This window comes from Alkalihalobacillus sp. AL-G, from assembly GCF_030643805.1.
In the GTDB taxonomy this organism is placed as follows: Bacteria; Bacillota; Bacilli; order Bacillales; family Fictibacillaceae; genus Pseudalkalibacillus.
Genome location: NZ_CP094656.1, coordinates 1,944,868 through 1,962,145, shown reverse-complemented (window position 1 = coordinate 1,962,145; position 17,278 = coordinate 1,944,868). Strand labels below are relative to the sequence as shown.

Here is a 17,278-nt window from a genome sequence, read left to right as displayed (position 1 = left end):
GTACAAAAAAAGCGGGACTAACCCGCTTTTTTCTGACTATCGACGTAAACCAAGCTTGTTGATTAGTGTACGATAGCGTGTTACGTCTTTATTACGTAAGTACGTTAACAAATTACGACGCTTACCAACCATTTTTAGAAGACCACGACGTGAGTGATGATCTTTCTTATGAGTTCGTAGATGATCGTTTAATTCGTTAATTTGCTCAGTAAGGATAGCAATCTGTACTTCTGGAGACCCTGTATCATTATCATGAGTCTTATATTCTTCGATCAAATTATTCTTACGTTCTTGTGAAATAGCCATCCCATTCACCTCCTTTTCTGATAATCCCCGATTCCCTAGCAAACGTCGGTGATTCGCTTTGCCAAGAAACGGTTCTGTACAATTGTACATGTTCAAGAATACATCTTTTTGAGCTTAATTGCAACCCATTCACTCTGAAGAGTTTTCGAAGTATGCCATCGCCATCTCACTATCTATTGATATTTGTTTAATTAATTCTTCCGCAGATGAAAACTTTTTTTCATCGCGAAGACGCTGACACCATTCTACAATAACCTTTTCGCCATAGATCGATTGATTAAAACAGAACAAGTGCACTTCCACTGATGGCAGTCCTTCCATTTCATTATGAAAAGTCGGTTTATAGCCTACGTTGCAAACGCCTTTGTACCAGTTTGCGTTAACGAATAGTTTCACTGCATATACACCTGTTGCAGGAAACAAATATGAATCAGCCGGCAAAATATTCGCAGTCGGAAACCCAATCGTACTCCCTCGTTGTTCACCTCGTACAACGGATCCTCTCAGACGATACCGGCGGCCCATGTAATTCGGAATCCGCTCTACAGACCCAGTGCGTATCAATGTTCGGATCAAAGTTGAGCTCACTTTTTCCCCATTAATAGCAACCTTATCAACGGTTGTATGGTCAAATTTACCTCTTGAGTGGAAAGGAAGTGTTTCCATCGTACCTTCTCCTTTTTTACCAAAGGAAAAATCAAATCCAGCAACGACATGTTTTACGTTAAAACCGATGACGAATAAATCTACAAATTCCTGAGGAGTCAGAGATGCAAACTCCTTACTGAAGGTTATAATGTAAAGCCGGTCGATTCCAAGGTCCTCCATGATTTCCACCTTGTCTTCTACAGGTGTGATGTGTTCATGTTCACCAGTACCTTTACCAAGTACGACGGATGGATGCGGATCAAACGTCATGACAGCGGATTCGTAATCGTGCTCATCCGCAATCTGTTTCGCTTTGTCAATCACTTGTTTATGACCGCGGTGAATACCGTCAAAATAACCTACTGCCATAGCTGTAGGAGGAAAAGTCATGTCTTTGTTCATCAAGTTAAAATCAATACGGAATGTTTTCAAAAGAACCACCTAAGTTCTGCTCTATATTTTAATCACTTTTTCAGGTTTGACCCATCCAGGGCGCTTCGGATGTGGTTTATAAATCGCCAAACACTCTCCCTGTTCATTATAAACGGCAGTCCTTAGATTTGAAAGGCTTTTGGTCTCTTCAAGCACAGCACCATTCAATACTTGCTGTTCTAATGCACCTGAAACTGTGGTTGACGGAAAAATCGATACCGCCTTTTCAATAGGTAAAACATATTCTGAAATTCTGCCATCATTTACTACTTCCTCTAGTTCATCAAAAGAAATGGTGTCTTCTAGTTTAAAAGGACCTGATTGAGTCCGCACCAATAAAGCCATGTGTGCAGGAACGCCGAGCCTTTTCCCGATATCTACAGCTAGTGTTCGGACGTAGGTTCCTTTACTGCATGACACCTGAATTTTAAACGTTACATTTCCGGACTCAACCCGTGAAGGGTCGGAGAGTAATTTTAATGAGAGAATTTCCACAGTTCTTGCTGGTCGTTCGACGGTTTTCCCTGCTCTAGCGTATTCATACAACTTTTTTCCATCAATCTTCACGGCAGAATACATTGGGGGAATTTGTTTTATTGTACCAATGAACTCGTTTAGTACATGTTCTATTTCTGCTGAAGTTATATTATCGATTACCTTTTTATCAACAATTTCACCAGTCTGGTCTTCTGTTGTTGTCGATGACCCCAGCGATACAACTGCTTCATATGTTTTATTATAGTCGCTCATGTATTCCGCCACTTTGGTAGCTCGATTGATACAAATCGGCAAAACACCTGTGACTGCAGGGTCGAGTGTCCCAGTATGTCCAACCTTTTTCGTACCAAGTAGTTTCCGGAGTCGAGCCACACAATCATGAGAGGTTAATCCTGCAGGCTTAAACAAAGGGATGATTCCATCTATAGCCACTTTCAAAATAAATCCCTCCTACCTAGATTTCTATGTAAAAGTGCGCGTTCAAAAAGGGGGACTTGAAAAGCTTCCGTACTTTTTGAATACAACCTAAAAAAGAAAGGAGCCGACACATAAACGGGAGCCAGACATATGTCTGGCTTAAGGTCAGCCCCTTCAAAAATTAGTCTCGATCTTTATTGAGATCTCCTAACAATGTTTCAATGCGGTTTCCGTATTCAATCGAGTGGTCGAATTCAAATAAAATCTCAGGTGTTTTTCTTAATCGAATTCGTTTTCCGATTTCAGAACGGAGGAAGCCAGTTGCTTTTGCAAGCCCTGCTAACGTTTTTGCCTTTTCTTCGTCGTCACCAAATACTGAGATGAAGACTGTAGCCTGTTGAAGGTCTCCTGTAACCTCAACTGCAGTAACAGTGACGAACCCTACACGTGGATCTTTAATTTTTTGACCGATGATTTCTCCGAGTTCCTTTTTCATTTGTTCGGCAACCCGGTTCGCACGCAAGTTTGACATCGTAGCACCTCTTTTCGTCCAATTGACGAGGGTTGTTTGTCAGAGAAGTTCGATTTCGTAATTCGAAAGTTCGAACTCTTCAAAACGATCAATGAATTTTATTACCTGCTGCAGCTCTTTTTCGATAATCTGTTTATCCTTGGATACTGTCGCAATACTTAGTTCAAACCGCTGCCATAAGTCATGGTAATCTGTCTCTGCAACGGCAACATTGTAACTGTTTTTCAACCGTTGTATAACCCTTTTGACAACAGACCGTTTTTCTTTTAAAGAGTGAGCATCATAAATATGACACTCACACTTTAAGCTTCCGATCATTTAGGTTTTACCTCTTCCATTACATATGCTTCGATAACGTCGCCTTCTTTAATATCGTTAAATTTCTCCAACGTAATCCCACATTCGTACCCTGTTGCAACTTCCTTTACATCATCCTTGAATCTCTTGAGCGTGTCGACAACTCCTTCAAAAACGACAATGCCGTCGCGGACGAGTCGAACGCCAGAATCTCTTGTGATTTTCCCATCTGTAACATAACAGCCTGCAATTGTTCCAACCTTAGATACTTTAAACGTCGCACGAACCTCTACCTGACCGATAACTTTTTCTTCGAATTCAGGATCGAGCATTCCTTTCATGGCAGACTCAATTTCATCTATTGCGTTGTAAATGATTCTGTGTAGACGGATATCGACATTTTCAGCATCCGCTGTACGTTTTGCATTGTTGTCCGGTCGAACATTAAATCCGATGATAATCGCATTCGAAGCAGAGGCTAGAATAATATCCGATTCAGCAATCGCTCCAACACCAGTGTGAATGATTTTCACCTTTACACCTTCGACTTCAATTTTACGAAGTGAACCTGCGAGAGCTTCTACGGACCCTTGTACATCAGCCTTGACAATTACATTGATCTCTTTTATTTCGCCTTCTTTAATTTGTTCGAAGAGATCATCCAGGTTGAGTTTAGAAGTTTCTTTTCGTTGTTGTTCAATTTGACGTTTCGCTCTTGTTTCTCCAATTGAACGTGCTTTCTTTTCATCCTTATATACACGGAATTGATCCCCGGCTTGCGGGACATCATTCAGCCCTGTAATTTCAACAGGTGTGGATGGTCCGACTTTTTTCACTCGTCGTCCAAGGTCATTTACCATTGCACGAACGCGTCCGAACGTATTTCCTACAACGATCGGATCACCGACTTCTAAAGACCCTCCTTGAACAAGTAATGTTGCAACCGGTCCTCGCCCTTTATCCAATTGTGCCTCGATAACCGTTCCGTTGGCGAATCGATCTGGATTCGATTTGTATTCTTCAACCTCTGAAATGAGAAGGATCATTTCTAATAAGCTGTCGATACCTTCTCCATTTATAGCAGAAAGTTTAACAAAGATTGTATCTCCACCCCAGTCTTCAGGTATGAGACCATGCTCTGTCAACTCTTGCATAACCCGATCCGGATTTGCTCCTTCTTTATCCATCTTGTTTACTGCAACAATAATCGGTACTTCAGCAGCCTTTGCATGATTGATTGCTTCAATCGTTTGTGGCATAACACCATCATCTGCTGCAACGACCAGAATCGTAATATCGGTAACCTGTGCTCCACGAGCACGCATTGTTGTAAATGCTGCGTGACCTGGAGTATCAAGGAATGTTATCGGCTTTCCATTTTCTTTAATCTGGTATGCACCAATATGCTGGGTAATTCCGCCAGCTTCACCTGCAGTTACCTTAGTGTGGCGGATTGAATCTAAAAGAGTCGTCTTCCCGTGGTCAACGTGCCCCATGATTGTTACAACCGGTGGACGGATCGCCAATTTCGACTCATCTTCAACAATCTCGTTGCTTTCGAAGTCCGTTTCATCAATAATGATTTCTTCTTCGACTTCCACGTTGTAATCTGCACCGATCAACTCGATTGTTTCTTTATCCAGCTCCTGGTTAATCGTAGCCATAACTCCAAGACCCATCAGTTTTTTAATAATTTCAGATGATTCCTTATGAAGCTTCTTCGCTATTTCACCGACAGTTAATGAACCCTCAAAGGTGATTTTCTCAGGAGTTTTAGGCTTTTGTTGCACCTGTTGTGGTTTTTGGTCGTTTACAGGCCGCCTTCTGTTTCCTCTTTGACGGTTGTTTCCGCGATGGTTCTTGTTATCTTGTTGATTGAATTTTTTAGGTTTGTTGTCTTTTTTTGGTTTATTCACTGATGTTTGTTTATCTCCACGACTTGTATTATTTGGCGTACCACCATTTGGACGTTTATCCGACTTATTCCCTGCTGGTGCTTTATTAGGCTGTTTGGCAGCTTTTTGTTGATTAACACCTGATTGTTTCTTAGTTTGTTCTTGTTTTGGAGATTGATACGATTTTTCAAGCTTCTCAACAGTGCCATCATCGATCATAGACATATGGTTAGAAACTTCTATATTCATGTCCTTTAGCTTTTGAATAATATTTTTACTTTGTAAATTGTGTTTTTTCGCAAATTCATAGACACGCATCTTACTCATTTTGTCACCCCCAAAGTTATTGATCGACTAAGGTTTTTAACTTTTTGGCAAATCCATTATCGATCACTGCAACGGTTACCCGTTGTTCTTTCCCAATTGCTTTTCCTAATTCGAGACGGTTCGGAACGAAATAGTAAGGAATTTGATAATAAGTGCATTTATCAATCACTTTTTTTCGTGTGTTTGCGGATGCATCTTCTGCAAGCAAAACGATCTTGGCACGGTTATGTCGTATTTCTTTTATGACCAGCTCTTCCCCTGATATACATTTCCCAGCGCGGTTTGCAAGTCCTAACAGCGATGTCCAGGATGACCTCATCTAATCCCTCGTTTCGCTAACTTGCTTCTTAAGTTCTTCATATACGGTATCATCAACTTGAGCAGCCAATTGATTTTGGAGAGTCTTTTTCTTATGTGCCAGTTCAAAACATGACTTTTGGTTGCAGATGTATGCGCCCCGACCAGACTTTTTTCCACTGTGGTCGATTGAAACGTTTCCTTCTGGAGAACGGACTATGCGAATGAGTTCTTTTTTCGGCTTGTTTTCTTGACAAGCCACACATTTTCGCATCGGAATCTTCCGTTTTTTCATTGTTTCCCTCTCCTTTTAAAATTCCTGATCATCCTCGTGTAATTCCTGATCACTGACTTCTTCCTTATTCGGATCGTATAATCCCTGTTCAATTGCTTCTGATTCGCTCTTGATATCAATCTTCCAGCCTGTTAGTTTAGCGGCTAATCTAGCATTTTGTCCGCGTTTTCCAATTGCTAGGGAAAGCTGATAATCCGGAACAATAACACGGGTCATTTTGTCTTCTTCATTAACTTGAACCTCTACCACTTTAGAAGGACTTAGTGCGTTTGCAACATATTCGACCGGATCATTTGACCAGCGGACGATGTCGATTTTTTCACCGTGAAGTTCATTGACAATTGTTTGAACACGTTGACCTCGAGGACCAACACATGATCCTACTGGGTCTACTTCTGGGTCTTCTGCATGGACAGAAATTTTAGAACGATCGCCTGCTTCTCGCGAAATTGACTTTATCTCAACAGTTCCGTCATAGATTTCTGGCACTTCAAGCTCAAATAATCGCTTCAATAAGCCTGGATGTGTTCTAGAAACCATGATTTGCGGCCCTTTTGTTGTTTTTTCAACTTTTGTAATAAATACTTTGATACGATCATTCGTTTTATATTTCTCACTCTGAATTTGTTCTGTAGTCGGTAGTAAGGCTTCAACTCTACCAAGATCGACATACATATAGCGGTGATCCTGTCGTTGAACGACGCCTGTAATGATGTCTTCTTCTCGATCTATGAACTCGGAATAGATGATACCCCGCTCAGCTTCTCTTACTCTTTGGGTTACTACCTGCTTTGCAGTCTGCGCAGCAATCCGTCCGAAGTCTCTCGGAGTAACTTCAAGCTCAACAACATCATCAACCTCATATTGAGGGCTCATATCTTTTGCTTTGTCAATTGAAATTTCTAAACGGTCATCCTCGACAGTTTCGACAACGTTCTTTCGAGCAAATACTTTTACACTTCCCGTATCTTGGTTAAAGTCGACACGGACGTTCTGTGCCTGATGAAAATTACGTTTGTATGCAGAAATCAGTGCTGCTTCAATTGCTTCAACAATAACGTTTTTACTGATTCCTTTTTCCTTTTCAAGAACTGTTAACGCATCCATCAAATCACTCATTAGACTCTCCCCCTTATTATTAAAATGATACCGCTAAACGCGCGTTCGCTACTTTTTCATACGGTATCAAGAATGTTTTTGTACGAGTTTTCACACGAACCTCTATCGTTAAATCATTACCATCAAATTCCTTTAGTTCACCCTCGAACTCTTTTTGCCCATCGATTGGTTCATAGGTTTTTATATGTACCAATTTCCCGATCGCTTTATGAATGTCCTGCTCTTTTTTCAATGGGCGTTCGACTCCTGGAGATGAAACTTCAAGGAAGTATGCTTGTGGAATCGGGTCGGATTCATCCAGTTTTGTACTGAGCTGTTCACTGACTTTTCCACATTCTTCGATGTCTACACCATGATCACTGTCAACATACACTCTTAAAAACCAGTCCTTCCCCTCTTTGACAAACTCAACGTCAACGAGTTCAAGGTTCATGGAATCTAATATTGGTGTAACGAGGTCTTCCGCTATCTCGGTCACCTTTTTGCTCATGAATGGTCCTCCTTTACTAACCGAAAACGATTTAACTTTCCATAAATTTTCATATTCCGAATAAAAAAGATGTCAAACATAATGAAAGAGCGGGTTTGGGCACCCACTCTTTCCGAGACGACCTATTCACTAGTATTTCCAATTTTACTATACCATAAACGTCAAACCGCTTGCAACTGGACCACTTGCATCTAGGCTGCGCATTGTAGCGAGGAAGTCTACATCAAAGGTTTCTCTTGTACATGCAGGTACAACGGAACAGTAACGAACGATGGGAATCGCCCGGTGCCTCTTTAAACTTCCTCTCTAAAAAAGGGATAGCTGGTTCGCATCAGGCAACCCATCCAAACAACCTTGATCATCCAGGTACTGAAGAACTGTCTTCGAAATTTTACTTCGTTGTTGTAAATCTTCCTTCGATAGAAACTCCCCGTTTTCTCTTGCGTTTACTATGTTGATCGCCGCATTCGTTCCGAGTCCAGGAATCGCATTGAAGGGAGGGATCAATTTGTTATCGTCTACGATAAATTCATATGCAGAAGAACGGTACAGATCGACCTTATTGAATCCGAATCCTCTTTCACACATTTCAAGAGCAATTTCGAGAACAGTTAGTAAACTCTTTTCCTTCGGGGATGCATCCAATCCCTTTTGGTTTATTTCTTCCATCCGGTGGCGAATGGTTGCTGTACCCTTGATCATAGCATCCAGATCAAAGTCGCCTGCTCGAACTGTAAAGTATGCGGCGTAAAACCAGATTGGATAATGTACCTTAGAGTAAGCGATTCTGACTGCCATCAGCACATAAGCAGTCGCATGGGCCTTCGGGAACATATATTTGATCTTTTTACATGAATCAATATACCAGTCTGGTACATCGTTGTTTTTCATTTCTTCGATCCATTCGTCTTGAAGCCCTTTCCCCTTACGGACGAACTCCATAATTTTAAAAGCAAGTGAAGGTTCAAGCCCTTTATAAATCAAATAGACCATAATATCGTCACGGCAACCGATTACGTCCTTAAGCTCGCATGTTCCATTTGCAATCAGCTCGTTTGCATTATTGAGCCATACATCCGTTCCGTGAGAAAGTCCTGATATTTGTACAAGTTCAGAGAACGTGCTTGGTTTGGTTTCTTCAAGCATTTGGCGGACAAAACGTGTACCGAATTCCGGGATTCCTAACGTTCCTGTTTTACACATGATCTGATCCTCTGTAACCCCTAGCGCTTCTGGACCACTAAAAATTTTCATAACTTCTTTATCGTCTGTCGGTATCGTCTTTGGATCAATTCCACTCAAATCCTGCAACATACGAATTACTGTTGGATCATCGTGCCCGAGAATATCAAGCTTTAACAGATTGTCATGGATCGAATGGAAATCAAAATGGGTCGTTTTCCATTCTGAGTTTTTGTCATCAGCCGGAAATTGAACAGGGCAAAAATCATAAATGTCCATGTAATCTGGAACTACAATGATCCCCCCTGGATGTTGTCCTGTCGTTCGTTTCACACCCGTACAACCTGAAACGAGCCGATCAATCTCTGCAGATCGATAATGAAGATCATGATCTGAAGCATAGCCTTTGACGTAACCGTAAGCAGTCTTTTCGGCTACCGTTCCGATCGTACCTGCTCTATACACATATTCTTCACCGAACAGTTCCTTCGTGTAATTATGTGCTCTTGGCTGATACTCGCCTGAAAAGTTCAGATCGATATCGGGTACTTTATCCCCTTTAAAACCAAGGAACGTTTCAAAAGGTATATCATGGCCATCCTTCGTATACTTCACTCCGCATCGATCACAGTCTTTATCTGGCAAATCAAATCCCGAACCGACTGAACCATCATCGAAAAACGTCGAGTGTTTACAGGATGGACAAACGTAATGAGGTGGTAATGGATTTACTTCTGTAATTTCTGTCATCGTCGCTACAAAAGAGGAGCCGACTGATCCCCTCGACCCTACAAGGTAACCATCTATGAGTGATTTTTTTACAAGTTTATGAGAGATAAGATATATGACGGCAAATCCATGACCAATAATACTCTTCAGCTCTTTTTCCAACCTTTGTTCAACGATTTCAGGCAGCTCTTCACCATAGATACTTCTTGCCATCTCATAGCTCATGTTTCGAACTTCATCGTCCGCACCTTCAATTTTCGGTGTATATAAATCATCCGGAATCGGTTTCACTTCATCAATTTGTTCGGCAACCTTTTGTGAGTTCGTTATGACAACTTCCTTTGCCTTTTCCTTACCGAGAAAAGAAAAACATTCTAGCATTTCATCGGTCGTCCGAAAATGGACATCGGGCAAACGTCGTTGACGATTCAGCGGGTTGGCATTTCCTTGACTTCCGATTAGAATCTGCCTATAAACCTTATCCGTTTCATTCAAATAATGGACATTTCCGGTTGCGACTACCCTTTTATCCAGTTTATCTGCTAATTTTACAATGTTTGAAACAATCTCTCGCAATGCAAGCTCGTCACGAACAAGCTCTCTATCAATTAAATGTTCATAGTTCCCTAAAGGCTGAATCTCCAGATAGTCATAGAATTTTGCAATTTCCTCAACCTCTTCAGGTGACTTTTGCATCATCCCTTCGAATACTTCACCTTTGTCGCACCCTGACCCTACTAATAAGCCATCGCGGTATTTCATCAGTCTTGAACGCGGGATACGAGGGGTTCGATAAAAATAATTCAGATGAGACTCTGAAACGAGCCTATAGATGTTTTTGATCCCCTCTTGATTAGTAGCAAGTAAAATGCAATGAGAGGGTCGGGTTCGTTCAAATCCAGTTTGACCCATATGATCGTTTAATTCATCGTGATAGGTAATACCTTTTTCGACACCATCTTTCACCATTTTCCATAATAAGTACCCTGTCGCTTCTGCATCATAGATTGCTCTATGGTGTTGGGTAAGGTCGATATCGAACTTTTTACATAACGTATTAAGTCGATGGTTTTTAAACTCTGGGTATAGAAAACGGCCGTACTCAAGAGTATCAATGACAGGGTTTTTTGCCTCTCCAATCCCGATATTGCGGAATCCTACGTTTAAAAACCCCATATCAAAACTTGCATTATGTGCAACAAGTATGTCATCACCGATAAATTCATTAAAGTCTTTTAATACGTCCTCAATTTCAGGAGCGTCTGAAACCATATCATCGGTAATACCTGTCAGTTCAATTGTTGTTTGAGAAAGCTGGTGATGTGGGTTAGCGAACGCTTCAAATCGATCGATAATTTCCCCATCCTTCACCTTCACTGCAGCAAGTTCAATGATTTTATTATATACAGCACTTAGTCCAGTCGTTTCAACATCAAAAACAACGTAGGTTTCATCAAGTAATGGTCTATGTTGATCGTTGTAGGCAATAGGCACCCCGTCATCGACAAGGTTAGCTTCTAGCCCGAATATTACTTTGATGCCATGTTTTTTCCCTGCTGAGTAAGCTTCCGGGTAAGACTGGACTCCAGCGTGGTCCGTGATAGCAACTGCTGGATGCCCCCACTTTGCGGCTTGCTCCACCAATGCCGAAGTTGAGCTCACTGCATCCATTTGGCTCATAGGTGTATGCAGATGAAGCTCGACCCGCTTTTCTTCTTCCGCCGCTTTATCTTCCTTTAACACTGGAGTCAATTCCTCGACATCATTGGCAATCATGACAAGGTCCCGTACAAAGGTATCATTTTGTATTCCACCACGTGCTTTGACCCACATACCTTTTTGAACAGCCTGAAGCTTTGGAATGTCTTCTTTATCGCGAGAGAACATTTTGACCAGAATTGAATCCGTATAATCCGTGATTTTAAACGTCAACAGTACACGGCCGCTACGCAGCTCACGAGTTTCAGCATCAAAAACATAACCTTGGGCAGTGATCTTTCGTTCCTCATCAACAATCGACTGGATTTCTACAGGATCATCCTTTATGCCGTAACCGATTTTAAGACGTTCCTGTCGTATTCCACTCTCTAGTTTTTTCTCAGCCTTTTCTTTCTCCATCAATGCGGCCATTACCTTCGATTTATCTTCTTGCTCTCTTTGTTCGACAAACTTTTGATAGTCTTCCTCATTTCTTTCAACGAGCGTTTCAAATGTGAGCGGAGGAAAGCCGAGCTTTAAAAAAGATTGGCCTAATACGGGAGCTAGTTTTCTTTGAAATAACATTGATTGCGCATCATTGCTAACTTTTACTGTAACTTTGCTGCCTTGTATGGTAGGCAATTGAGCTCCGAGCATCTCCCTTACAGGTAATGAGCTTTCCTTTAGGCGTTCTAAACAAGGATTCCAATACCCTTCAAGGAGCTCTTTTGTCAGTTCACTTTCAGAGCAATGAATTACACTTTCGGTTGCAGCAATCGTTTCAAATGCCTTTGTCAGCAATGAATCGAATAATTGGAACACTGGGTATGGCAATGGACGTGAGACATGAATATGAAAGGTCCATTTTTTCTGCTCTTTTTGAATTGATAGCTTTTGTACATAGCCATTTTCAAACCACGTTTTTTTATCTTCAGGAAAAGCAATCTGTTCTAATAAAAGGTTCAACCGCTCTTTTCGAATTTCAAGATCTTCCATGATCTTTTCGGCTCCTTTCCATATTGATGAAAATCACATCGTTTATCTATTAACGAGACTCAGCTTGATGCTGAGCAATGGATGCTAGCAATTCTGAAACATGTACTTCATCCTTATGACCTGTCTTTCGATTCTTCATTTCAATGATTCCTTCTTCTGCACGTTTTCCGACAATGATTTGAATAGGAATTCCGATCAGATCTGCATCAGTAAATTTGACACCTGCCCGTTCTTTCCGGTCATCATATAAAACGTCAAAACGGTTCGATTTTAACTCCTCGTATAGCTTTTCACCTAGTGCTGACTGAGAATCATTTTTCGGATTGACACAGATAAGGTGCAAATCGAACGGTGATAATTGGGTTGGCCATAAGATTCCGTTTTCATCATGCATTTGTTCGACGACAGCCGCAAGCGTTCGAGACACTCCAATTCCATAGGATCCCATTACGATCGGCGTTGATTTCCCGTTTTTATCTAATATTTCAGCATTCATTGATTCACTGTATCGAGTACCGAGTTTAAAGACGTGTCCCACTTCAATCCCTTTTGCGAAAACAATCGTCCCATTACCATCCGGAGAAGGATCTCCCTCTTTTATAAACCGAAGATCGTCATAGAAATCCACCTTAAAATCACGATCAGGATTTACATTTACAAAATGCTTGTCCTGTTCATTTGCACCACAGACCCCATTTACGACCGAACGTACAGCTTCATCTGCAATCACTTTGATTCCATCAGGTACGTTAACAGGACCAATGAAGCCGATTTCACTGTTAAGTATTTCGTTGGTCTGTTCCTCGGTTGCTAGTTTAACGATGGATGCTTCAAGTGCATTCTTTAGTTTGATATCGTTAATTTGGTGATCTCCTCTGGTAAGGACTAGCACAGGTTGTTCATCAACAATCCAGAGCAACGACTTGATGCATTCCTGTTCAGGGATATCAAGGAACTCTGCTACGTCTTTAATCGACCTTTTATTTTCAGTCATGATGATTTCTTTTTCTCTAAGTTCACTATCTTTCTTCGCATAAATGACCTTGACAGGAGCCATCTCAATATTGGCTGCGAACTCCGAACGGTCCGAATAAGCGATCGTATCCTCTCCAATTTCAGACAACACCATAAATTCATGTGTATCCCTTCCGCCCATCGCTCCGGAATCTGCTAGTACTGCACGAAAATCCAAACCGCAACGAGTAAATACATTCTTGTATGCATGAAAGATGTTATCGTAATTACGATCGAGTCCCTCTTGATCCACATCAAAGGAATAGGCATCCTTCATAATAAATTCCCTTCCGCGAAGCAGACCGAATCGTGGTCGTTTCTCATCACGAAACTTCGTTTGGATTTGATATAAAACCATCGGTAACTTTTTATAGGATTTCACTTCATCCCGTAAGAGGCTTGTGATTAGTTCCTCATGTGTCGCACCTAATGCAAACGTACGATCATGTCGATCATTTAACCGCATAAGCTCCGGTCCATATGTATACCATCTTCCCGATTCTTCCCATACCTCTGATGGTTGAAGTGCAGGCATTAAGACTTCCTGGGAACCGATGAAGTCCATCTCTTCACGTACGATTGTTTCAATTTTACGAAGGACTTTTTTCCCTAACGGTAGAAACGAATATACTCCAGAAACATTCTGACGAATAAAACCTGCTCGAAGCAAAAGCTGATGGCTTTTGGCTTCAGCATCAGCCGGGACTTCCCTTAATGTTGGGCTGTATAATTGACTTTGTCTCATATTAACACCTTCTTAAAAAAATAATATAGCAATAGATAAAAAAATGGCAACCGCCTGGCCAAAACGGTGGCGATTGCCAAAGTAGGAACAACTCTAAATCATTTCTACCTTTACTGGATGAAAAATTTATGGATATCGTTCCAAGTAACAACAATCATCAGCAGCATCAGAAGCGCAAATCCAATAAAATGGACCATGCCTTCCTTTTGTGGATCGATTGGTTTACCACGGATTCCCTCGACTGCAAGAAACGTCAATCTTCCTCCGTCAAGTGCAGGCAGTGGTAATAGATTAAAGATTCCCAGGTTGATGCTGAGGAAGGCTGCCCATTGTAAAAGGACAAAAGCTCCTTCATCTGCTGCTTGATCCGTATACTTATAAATTCCGACTGGACCTGATAAATTATCGATCGAGATTTGTCCGGTGACTAACTGGCCAAGTGCCTGAATGATGGCCACTGTAAGTTGACCCGTTTTCTCGAGTCCATATTGCAACGAACCAAGGAAGGAAATTTCTGTTGGCATATAAACACCAACAAACCCTTCAGCCTTTCCGTTACTTCCTTCTCTTTCACCAGGTGTAACCGGAACAGACACTGTTTCCCCATTTCGTTCAATCGAAAATTGAAGCTCTTCGTTCGGGTTCTTCTGAATGACGATAACCAGCTCTTCCCATGTGTTAACAGCTTCCCCATCTACTGCTAAAACTCGGTCTCCCTTTTGTAAGCCTGCTTCCGCAGCAGGGTCACCGTCAACAACCTTTCCAAGCATTGATTCATTGACAGGAATACCTTGTGTTAGTGCATAGGCTGCTAAGAGGACAAATGCTAGTAAAAAGTTCATTAACGGCCCGGCAAAAATAGCAAGAAAACGAGCTAGCAATGGTTTTGAACCGAACTGCCTGTCATACGGAGCAATCTGAGTAAGCATTCCATCTTGAACATAATTAGCTTCTGGGTGGATAGGATACGTTTCAGATAATTCATCATCAACATGAGCCTTAATAATAAGCTCTCTTTCAATATCAGCTCGTTCAACCGTTACAACCTTAGCATTTGGATATTTGGAAACTTGATTTGCAACAATTTCCTTGACGCGATTTTCCGCATCAAAAACAAGCCCTACACGCGAACCCGGCTTGACTTCTATACCCTCAGGGTCTTCTCCGGCCATTCTTACAAATCCACCTAGAGGAAGTAATCTGACCGTGTATAGCGTTTCTCCCTTTTTAGAAGAAAAAATCTTCGGACCAAATCCGATTGCAAATTCCCGGCAAAGTATACCTGCACGTTTTGCAAGTAAAAGGTGACCCAACTCATGGAAAAACACAAGTGCACCAAAAATAATTACGATCGCGATAAATGTATTCATTTACTGACCACCTTTAAACAAGAAGTGATTGTACAAATTCACGTGACATAAGGTCGACTTCACGAATCTCTTCGAGAGTAGGATCTTTTATGAGAGAGTGTTGTTCTAAAGCTCTTTCAATGAACATTTCGATATCCAAAAACCGAATTTTACCTCTGAGGAAAGCTTCAACAGCTGCCTCATTTGCTGCATTTAAAACCGTTGGCAGCGTCCCGCCAGCCTTACCTGCCTCAAAAGCTAAACGGAGACAAGGAAAACGCTGCAAGTCCATTTTTTCGAAATGAAGAGTACCAACCTCAACTAAGTTTAACCTTTTTCCGTTTGTCACTTCAAGCCTATCCGGATGTGTTAGTGCGTATTGGATGGGTACCTTCATGTCTGGCGTACCCAAATGAGCGATGACACTTCCATCGATGAATTCAACCATTGAATGGATAACGCTCTCCCGGTGCAAAAGGACATCGATTTGATCATAAGGTGTATTGAATAACCAATGTGCTTCAATGACTTCGAGACCCTTGTTCATCATTGTTGCTGAATCGATTGTGATTTTAGAGCCCATCGACCAGTTCGGGTGGTTTAAGGCTTGATCCACAGAAACATCCATTAATTCCTCTCTCGTAAAATCACGGAAGCTCCCTCCGGATGCCGTTAAAGTCATCCTGGACATTTCAGCCTTGTTTTCCCCATTAAGACATTGGTATATTGCAGAATGCTCACTATCAACTGGTAAAATATCGACTTCATTCTTCCTCGCTTGTTCCATAACGATATGCCCTGCAGTCACCAATGTTTCCTTGTTAGCAAGGGCAATGGTTTTCTTTGCATTTATGGCCGTTAATGTTGGATTTAAACCGACACTTCCCATTACCGCATTAACGAGTATATCGGAGTCGGGGTCAGTCGCAACTTCAATTAATCCCTGTTCACCATAGTATACTTGACAGGCTGAATCGATAGTCCCATTAATTTTTTCTGCAACCTCTTTCGTCGCAACAGATACAAGCTTCGGGCGAAATTCATTGATGTACTGAACTCCTGCCTCAACGTTTGTGCCAAAGGATAATGAAGTAATACTAAACTGTTCAGGATTCGCCCGCACTACTTCAAGTGTTTGGGTACCGATCGAGCCGGTAGCTCCTAACACGCTGACATTTTTCATAATTGCCTCCATTTCACCATACTGACTAAGACATCAGCTGTAAGATATGTAAAATCGGTAATACGAACAAAATGCTATCAAACCGATCCAGTATCCCCCCGTGACCAGGTAGAAGTGTTCCTGAATCTTTCACTTGATAATGTCGTTTAAATGCGGACTCGACCAAATCACCAATTTGTCCGAAAATGCCTATTATGATTGCTGCTAATATAGCAAAGATAAAGGCAGAATAAATCGGAAGTAGCAACTGATAAACAACTGCTACAAGAATTGCACAAGCCAATCCTCCAAGCGAGCCTTCAATCGTTTTGTTAGGACTGATCACTGGCCATAGCTTACGTTTCCCAAACGATTTCCCAAAAAAGTATGCACCTGTATCTGTTGCCCATACGATAAATAAAACAAAAAAGATACTGCTTACACCGTTATCCAATGCTCGCGTTTCATTCAGATATAAAAAACCAACGCCGAGATAAAGCGTTGCCATTAATACAAAACTTGCATCCTCAAAGGAAAAATGATTCTTCGTAATAACGGTCCAGGTCAGCAACAAGAGTAACCCGAATATAATCGTTGTGATTTTGATCGACGCGTCCTCAAAAATCCTTTCACCTAGATCGTCAGGAATAATGAGAATAAGTACCATAACGGAGGAAACGACACCTGCAAAATCCCAGAGAACAATTTTTTTCATCCGTAATAGCTCGCGAAGTGCAAGAATTGAAAGTAAAGCAATTGCACTATAAAACAATATTCCACCAAAAAAGACTATTGGAATAAAGATTATTGCTGCCAAAAGACCAGTAATAATTCGTTCCTTCATGATTTT

General features: G+C 41.4%; 15 protein-coding genes. All 15 read right to left on the bottom strand.

Translation table 11 applies throughout. The annotated features are described in order from the left end of the window. Positions 1-36: 36 nt before the first annotated feature. Positions 37-306 carry a 30S ribosomal protein S15 gene (gene rpsO / locus MOJ78_RS10085; protein WP_304981228.1) on the bottom strand — a complete coding sequence of 90 codons (270 nt, stop codon included), beginning with the start codon at positions 304-306 and terminating at the stop codon, positions 37-39. Positions 307-435: 129 nt separating this feature from the next. Continuing rightward, positions 436-1,386 (bottom strand): bifunctional riboflavin kinase/FAD synthetase, encoded by a 951-nt coding sequence (ribF, locus tag MOJ78_RS10080; protein ID WP_370529789.1) that lies wholly within the window; start codon positions 1,384-1,386, stop codon positions 436-438. A gap of 21 nt (positions 1,387-1,407) precedes the next feature. Then, on the bottom strand, positions 1,408-2,310 hold the full coding sequence (truB, locus tag MOJ78_RS10075) for a tRNA pseudouridine(55) synthase TruB (protein WP_304981226.1): 903 nt from the start codon (positions 2,308-2,310) through the stop codon (positions 1,408-1,410). A 172-nt stretch (positions 2,311-2,482) separates the two neighbouring features. Continuing rightward, a complete protein-coding gene (gene rbfA, locus MOJ78_RS10070) occupies positions 2,483-2,833 on the bottom strand; it encodes a 30S ribosome-binding factor RbfA (protein ID WP_304981051.1) in 351 nt (116 codons plus the stop codon). A 39-nt stretch (positions 2,834-2,872) separates the two neighbouring features. Further along, on the bottom strand, positions 2,873-3,151 hold the full coding sequence (locus tag MOJ78_RS10065) for a DUF503 domain-containing protein (RefSeq protein ID WP_304981050.1): 279 nt from the start codon (positions 3,149-3,151) through the stop codon (positions 2,873-2,875). Continuing rightward, on the bottom strand, positions 3,148-5,352 hold the full coding sequence (gene infB, locus MOJ78_RS10060) for a translation initiation factor IF-2 (RefSeq protein ID WP_304981049.1): 2,205 nt from the start codon (positions 5,350-5,352) through the stop codon (positions 3,148-3,150). Before infB ends, MOJ78_RS10065 begins: the two co-directional genes overlap by 4 nt. Positions 5,353-5,368: 16 nt before the next feature. Next, positions 5,369-5,671 carry a YlxQ family RNA-binding protein gene (locus tag MOJ78_RS10055; RefSeq protein WP_304981048.1) on the bottom strand — a complete coding sequence of 101 codons (303 nt, stop codon included), beginning with the start codon at positions 5,669-5,671 and terminating at the stop codon, positions 5,369-5,371. Next, positions 5,672-5,944 carry an RNase P modulator RnpM gene (gene rnpM / locus MOJ78_RS10050; RefSeq protein ID WP_304981047.1) on the bottom strand — a complete coding sequence of 91 codons (273 nt, stop codon included), beginning with the start codon at positions 5,942-5,944 and terminating at the stop codon, positions 5,672-5,674. Between the two features lie 15 nt (positions 5,945-5,959). Next, the gene (gene nusA, locus MOJ78_RS10045; RefSeq protein ID WP_304981046.1) at positions 5,960-7,063 is read right to left on the bottom strand and encodes a transcription termination factor NusA; all 1,104 of its coding nucleotides are present in this window, start codon (positions 7,061-7,063) and stop codon (positions 5,960-5,962) included. A 19-nt stretch (positions 7,064-7,082) separates the two neighbouring features. Continuing rightward, the gene (rimP, locus tag MOJ78_RS10040; RefSeq protein WP_304981045.1) at positions 7,083-7,553 is read right to left on the bottom strand and encodes a ribosome maturation factor RimP; all 471 of its coding nucleotides are present in this window, start codon (positions 7,551-7,553) and stop codon (positions 7,083-7,085) included. Positions 7,554-7,859: 306 nt separating this feature from the next. After that, complete coding sequence (locus MOJ78_RS10035) at positions 7,860-12,158, bottom strand: PolC-type DNA polymerase III (protein ID WP_304981044.1); 4,299 nt, start codon at positions 12,156-12,158, stop codon at positions 7,860-7,862. A 49-nt stretch (positions 12,159-12,207) separates the two neighbouring features. Then, positions 12,208-13,917 (bottom strand): proline--tRNA ligase, encoded by a 1,710-nt coding sequence (locus tag MOJ78_RS10030; protein WP_304981043.1) that lies wholly within the window; start codon positions 13,915-13,917, stop codon positions 12,208-12,210. Positions 13,918-14,027: 110 nt separating this feature from the next. Beyond that, entirely contained in the window at positions 14,028-15,287 is a 1,260-nt protein-coding gene (rseP, locus tag MOJ78_RS10025; RefSeq protein WP_304981042.1) for an RIP metalloprotease RseP, read from the bottom strand. A 13-nt stretch (positions 15,288-15,300) separates the two neighbouring features. After that, complete coding sequence (locus MOJ78_RS10020; protein ID WP_304981041.1) at positions 15,301-16,449, bottom strand: 1-deoxy-D-xylulose-5-phosphate reductoisomerase; 1,149 nt, start codon at positions 16,447-16,449, stop codon at positions 15,301-15,303. Between the two features lie 25 nt (positions 16,450-16,474). Further along, positions 16,475-17,272 carry a phosphatidate cytidylyltransferase gene (locus MOJ78_RS10015; RefSeq protein WP_304981040.1) on the bottom strand — a complete coding sequence of 266 codons (798 nt, stop codon included), beginning with the start codon at positions 17,270-17,272 and terminating at the stop codon, positions 16,475-16,477. Positions 17,273-17,278 lie beyond the last annotated feature (6 nt).

Excerpts from the sequence above, each read along its gene's own strand:
- rpsO (WP_304981228.1), bottom strand. The coding sequence starts at position 306 with ATGGCTATTTCACAAGAACGTAAGAATAATTTGATCGAAGAATATAAG.
- rbfA (WP_304981051.1), bottom strand. The coding sequence starts at position 2,833 with ATGTCAAACTTGCGTGCGAACCGGGTTGCCGAACAAATGAAAAAGGAA.
- MOJ78_RS10065 (WP_304981050.1), bottom strand. The coding sequence starts at position 3,151 with ATGATCGGAAGCTTAAAGTGTGAGTGTCATATTTATGATGCTCACTCT.
- infB (WP_304981049.1), bottom strand. The coding sequence starts at position 5,352 with ATGAGTAAGATGCGTGTCTATGAATTTGCGAAAAAACACAATTTACAA.
- MOJ78_RS10055 (WP_304981048.1), bottom strand. The coding sequence starts at position 5,671 with ATGAGGTCATCCTGGACATCGCTGTTAGGACTTGCAAACCGCGCTGGG.
- rnpM (WP_304981047.1), bottom strand. The coding sequence starts at position 5,944 with ATGAAAAAACGGAAGATTCCGATGCGAAAATGTGTGGCTTGTCAAGAA.
- nusA (WP_304981046.1), bottom strand. The coding sequence starts at position 7,063 with ATGAGTGATTTGATGGATGCGTTAACAGTTCTTGAAAAGGAAAAAGGA.
- rimP (WP_304981045.1), bottom strand. The coding sequence starts at position 7,553 with ATGAGCAAAAAGGTGACCGAGATAGCGGAAGACCTCGTTACACCAATA.
- MOJ78_RS10035 (WP_304981044.1), bottom strand. The coding sequence starts at position 12,158 with ATGGAAGATCTTGAAATTCGAAAAGAGCGGTTGAACCTTTTATTAGAA.
- MOJ78_RS10030 (WP_304981043.1), bottom strand. The coding sequence starts at position 13,917 with ATGAGACAAAGTCAATTATACAGCCCAACATTAAGGGAAGTCCCGGCT.
- rseP (WP_304981042.1), bottom strand. The coding sequence starts at position 15,287 with ATGAATACATTTATCGCGATCGTAATTATTTTTGGTGCACTTGTGTTT.
- MOJ78_RS10020 (WP_304981041.1), bottom strand. The coding sequence starts at position 16,449 with ATGAAAAATGTCAGCGTGTTAGGAGCTACCGGCTCGATCGGTACCCAA.
- MOJ78_RS10015 (WP_304981040.1), bottom strand. The coding sequence starts at position 17,272 with ATGAAGGAACGAATTATTACTGGTCTTTTGGCAGCAATAATCTTTATT.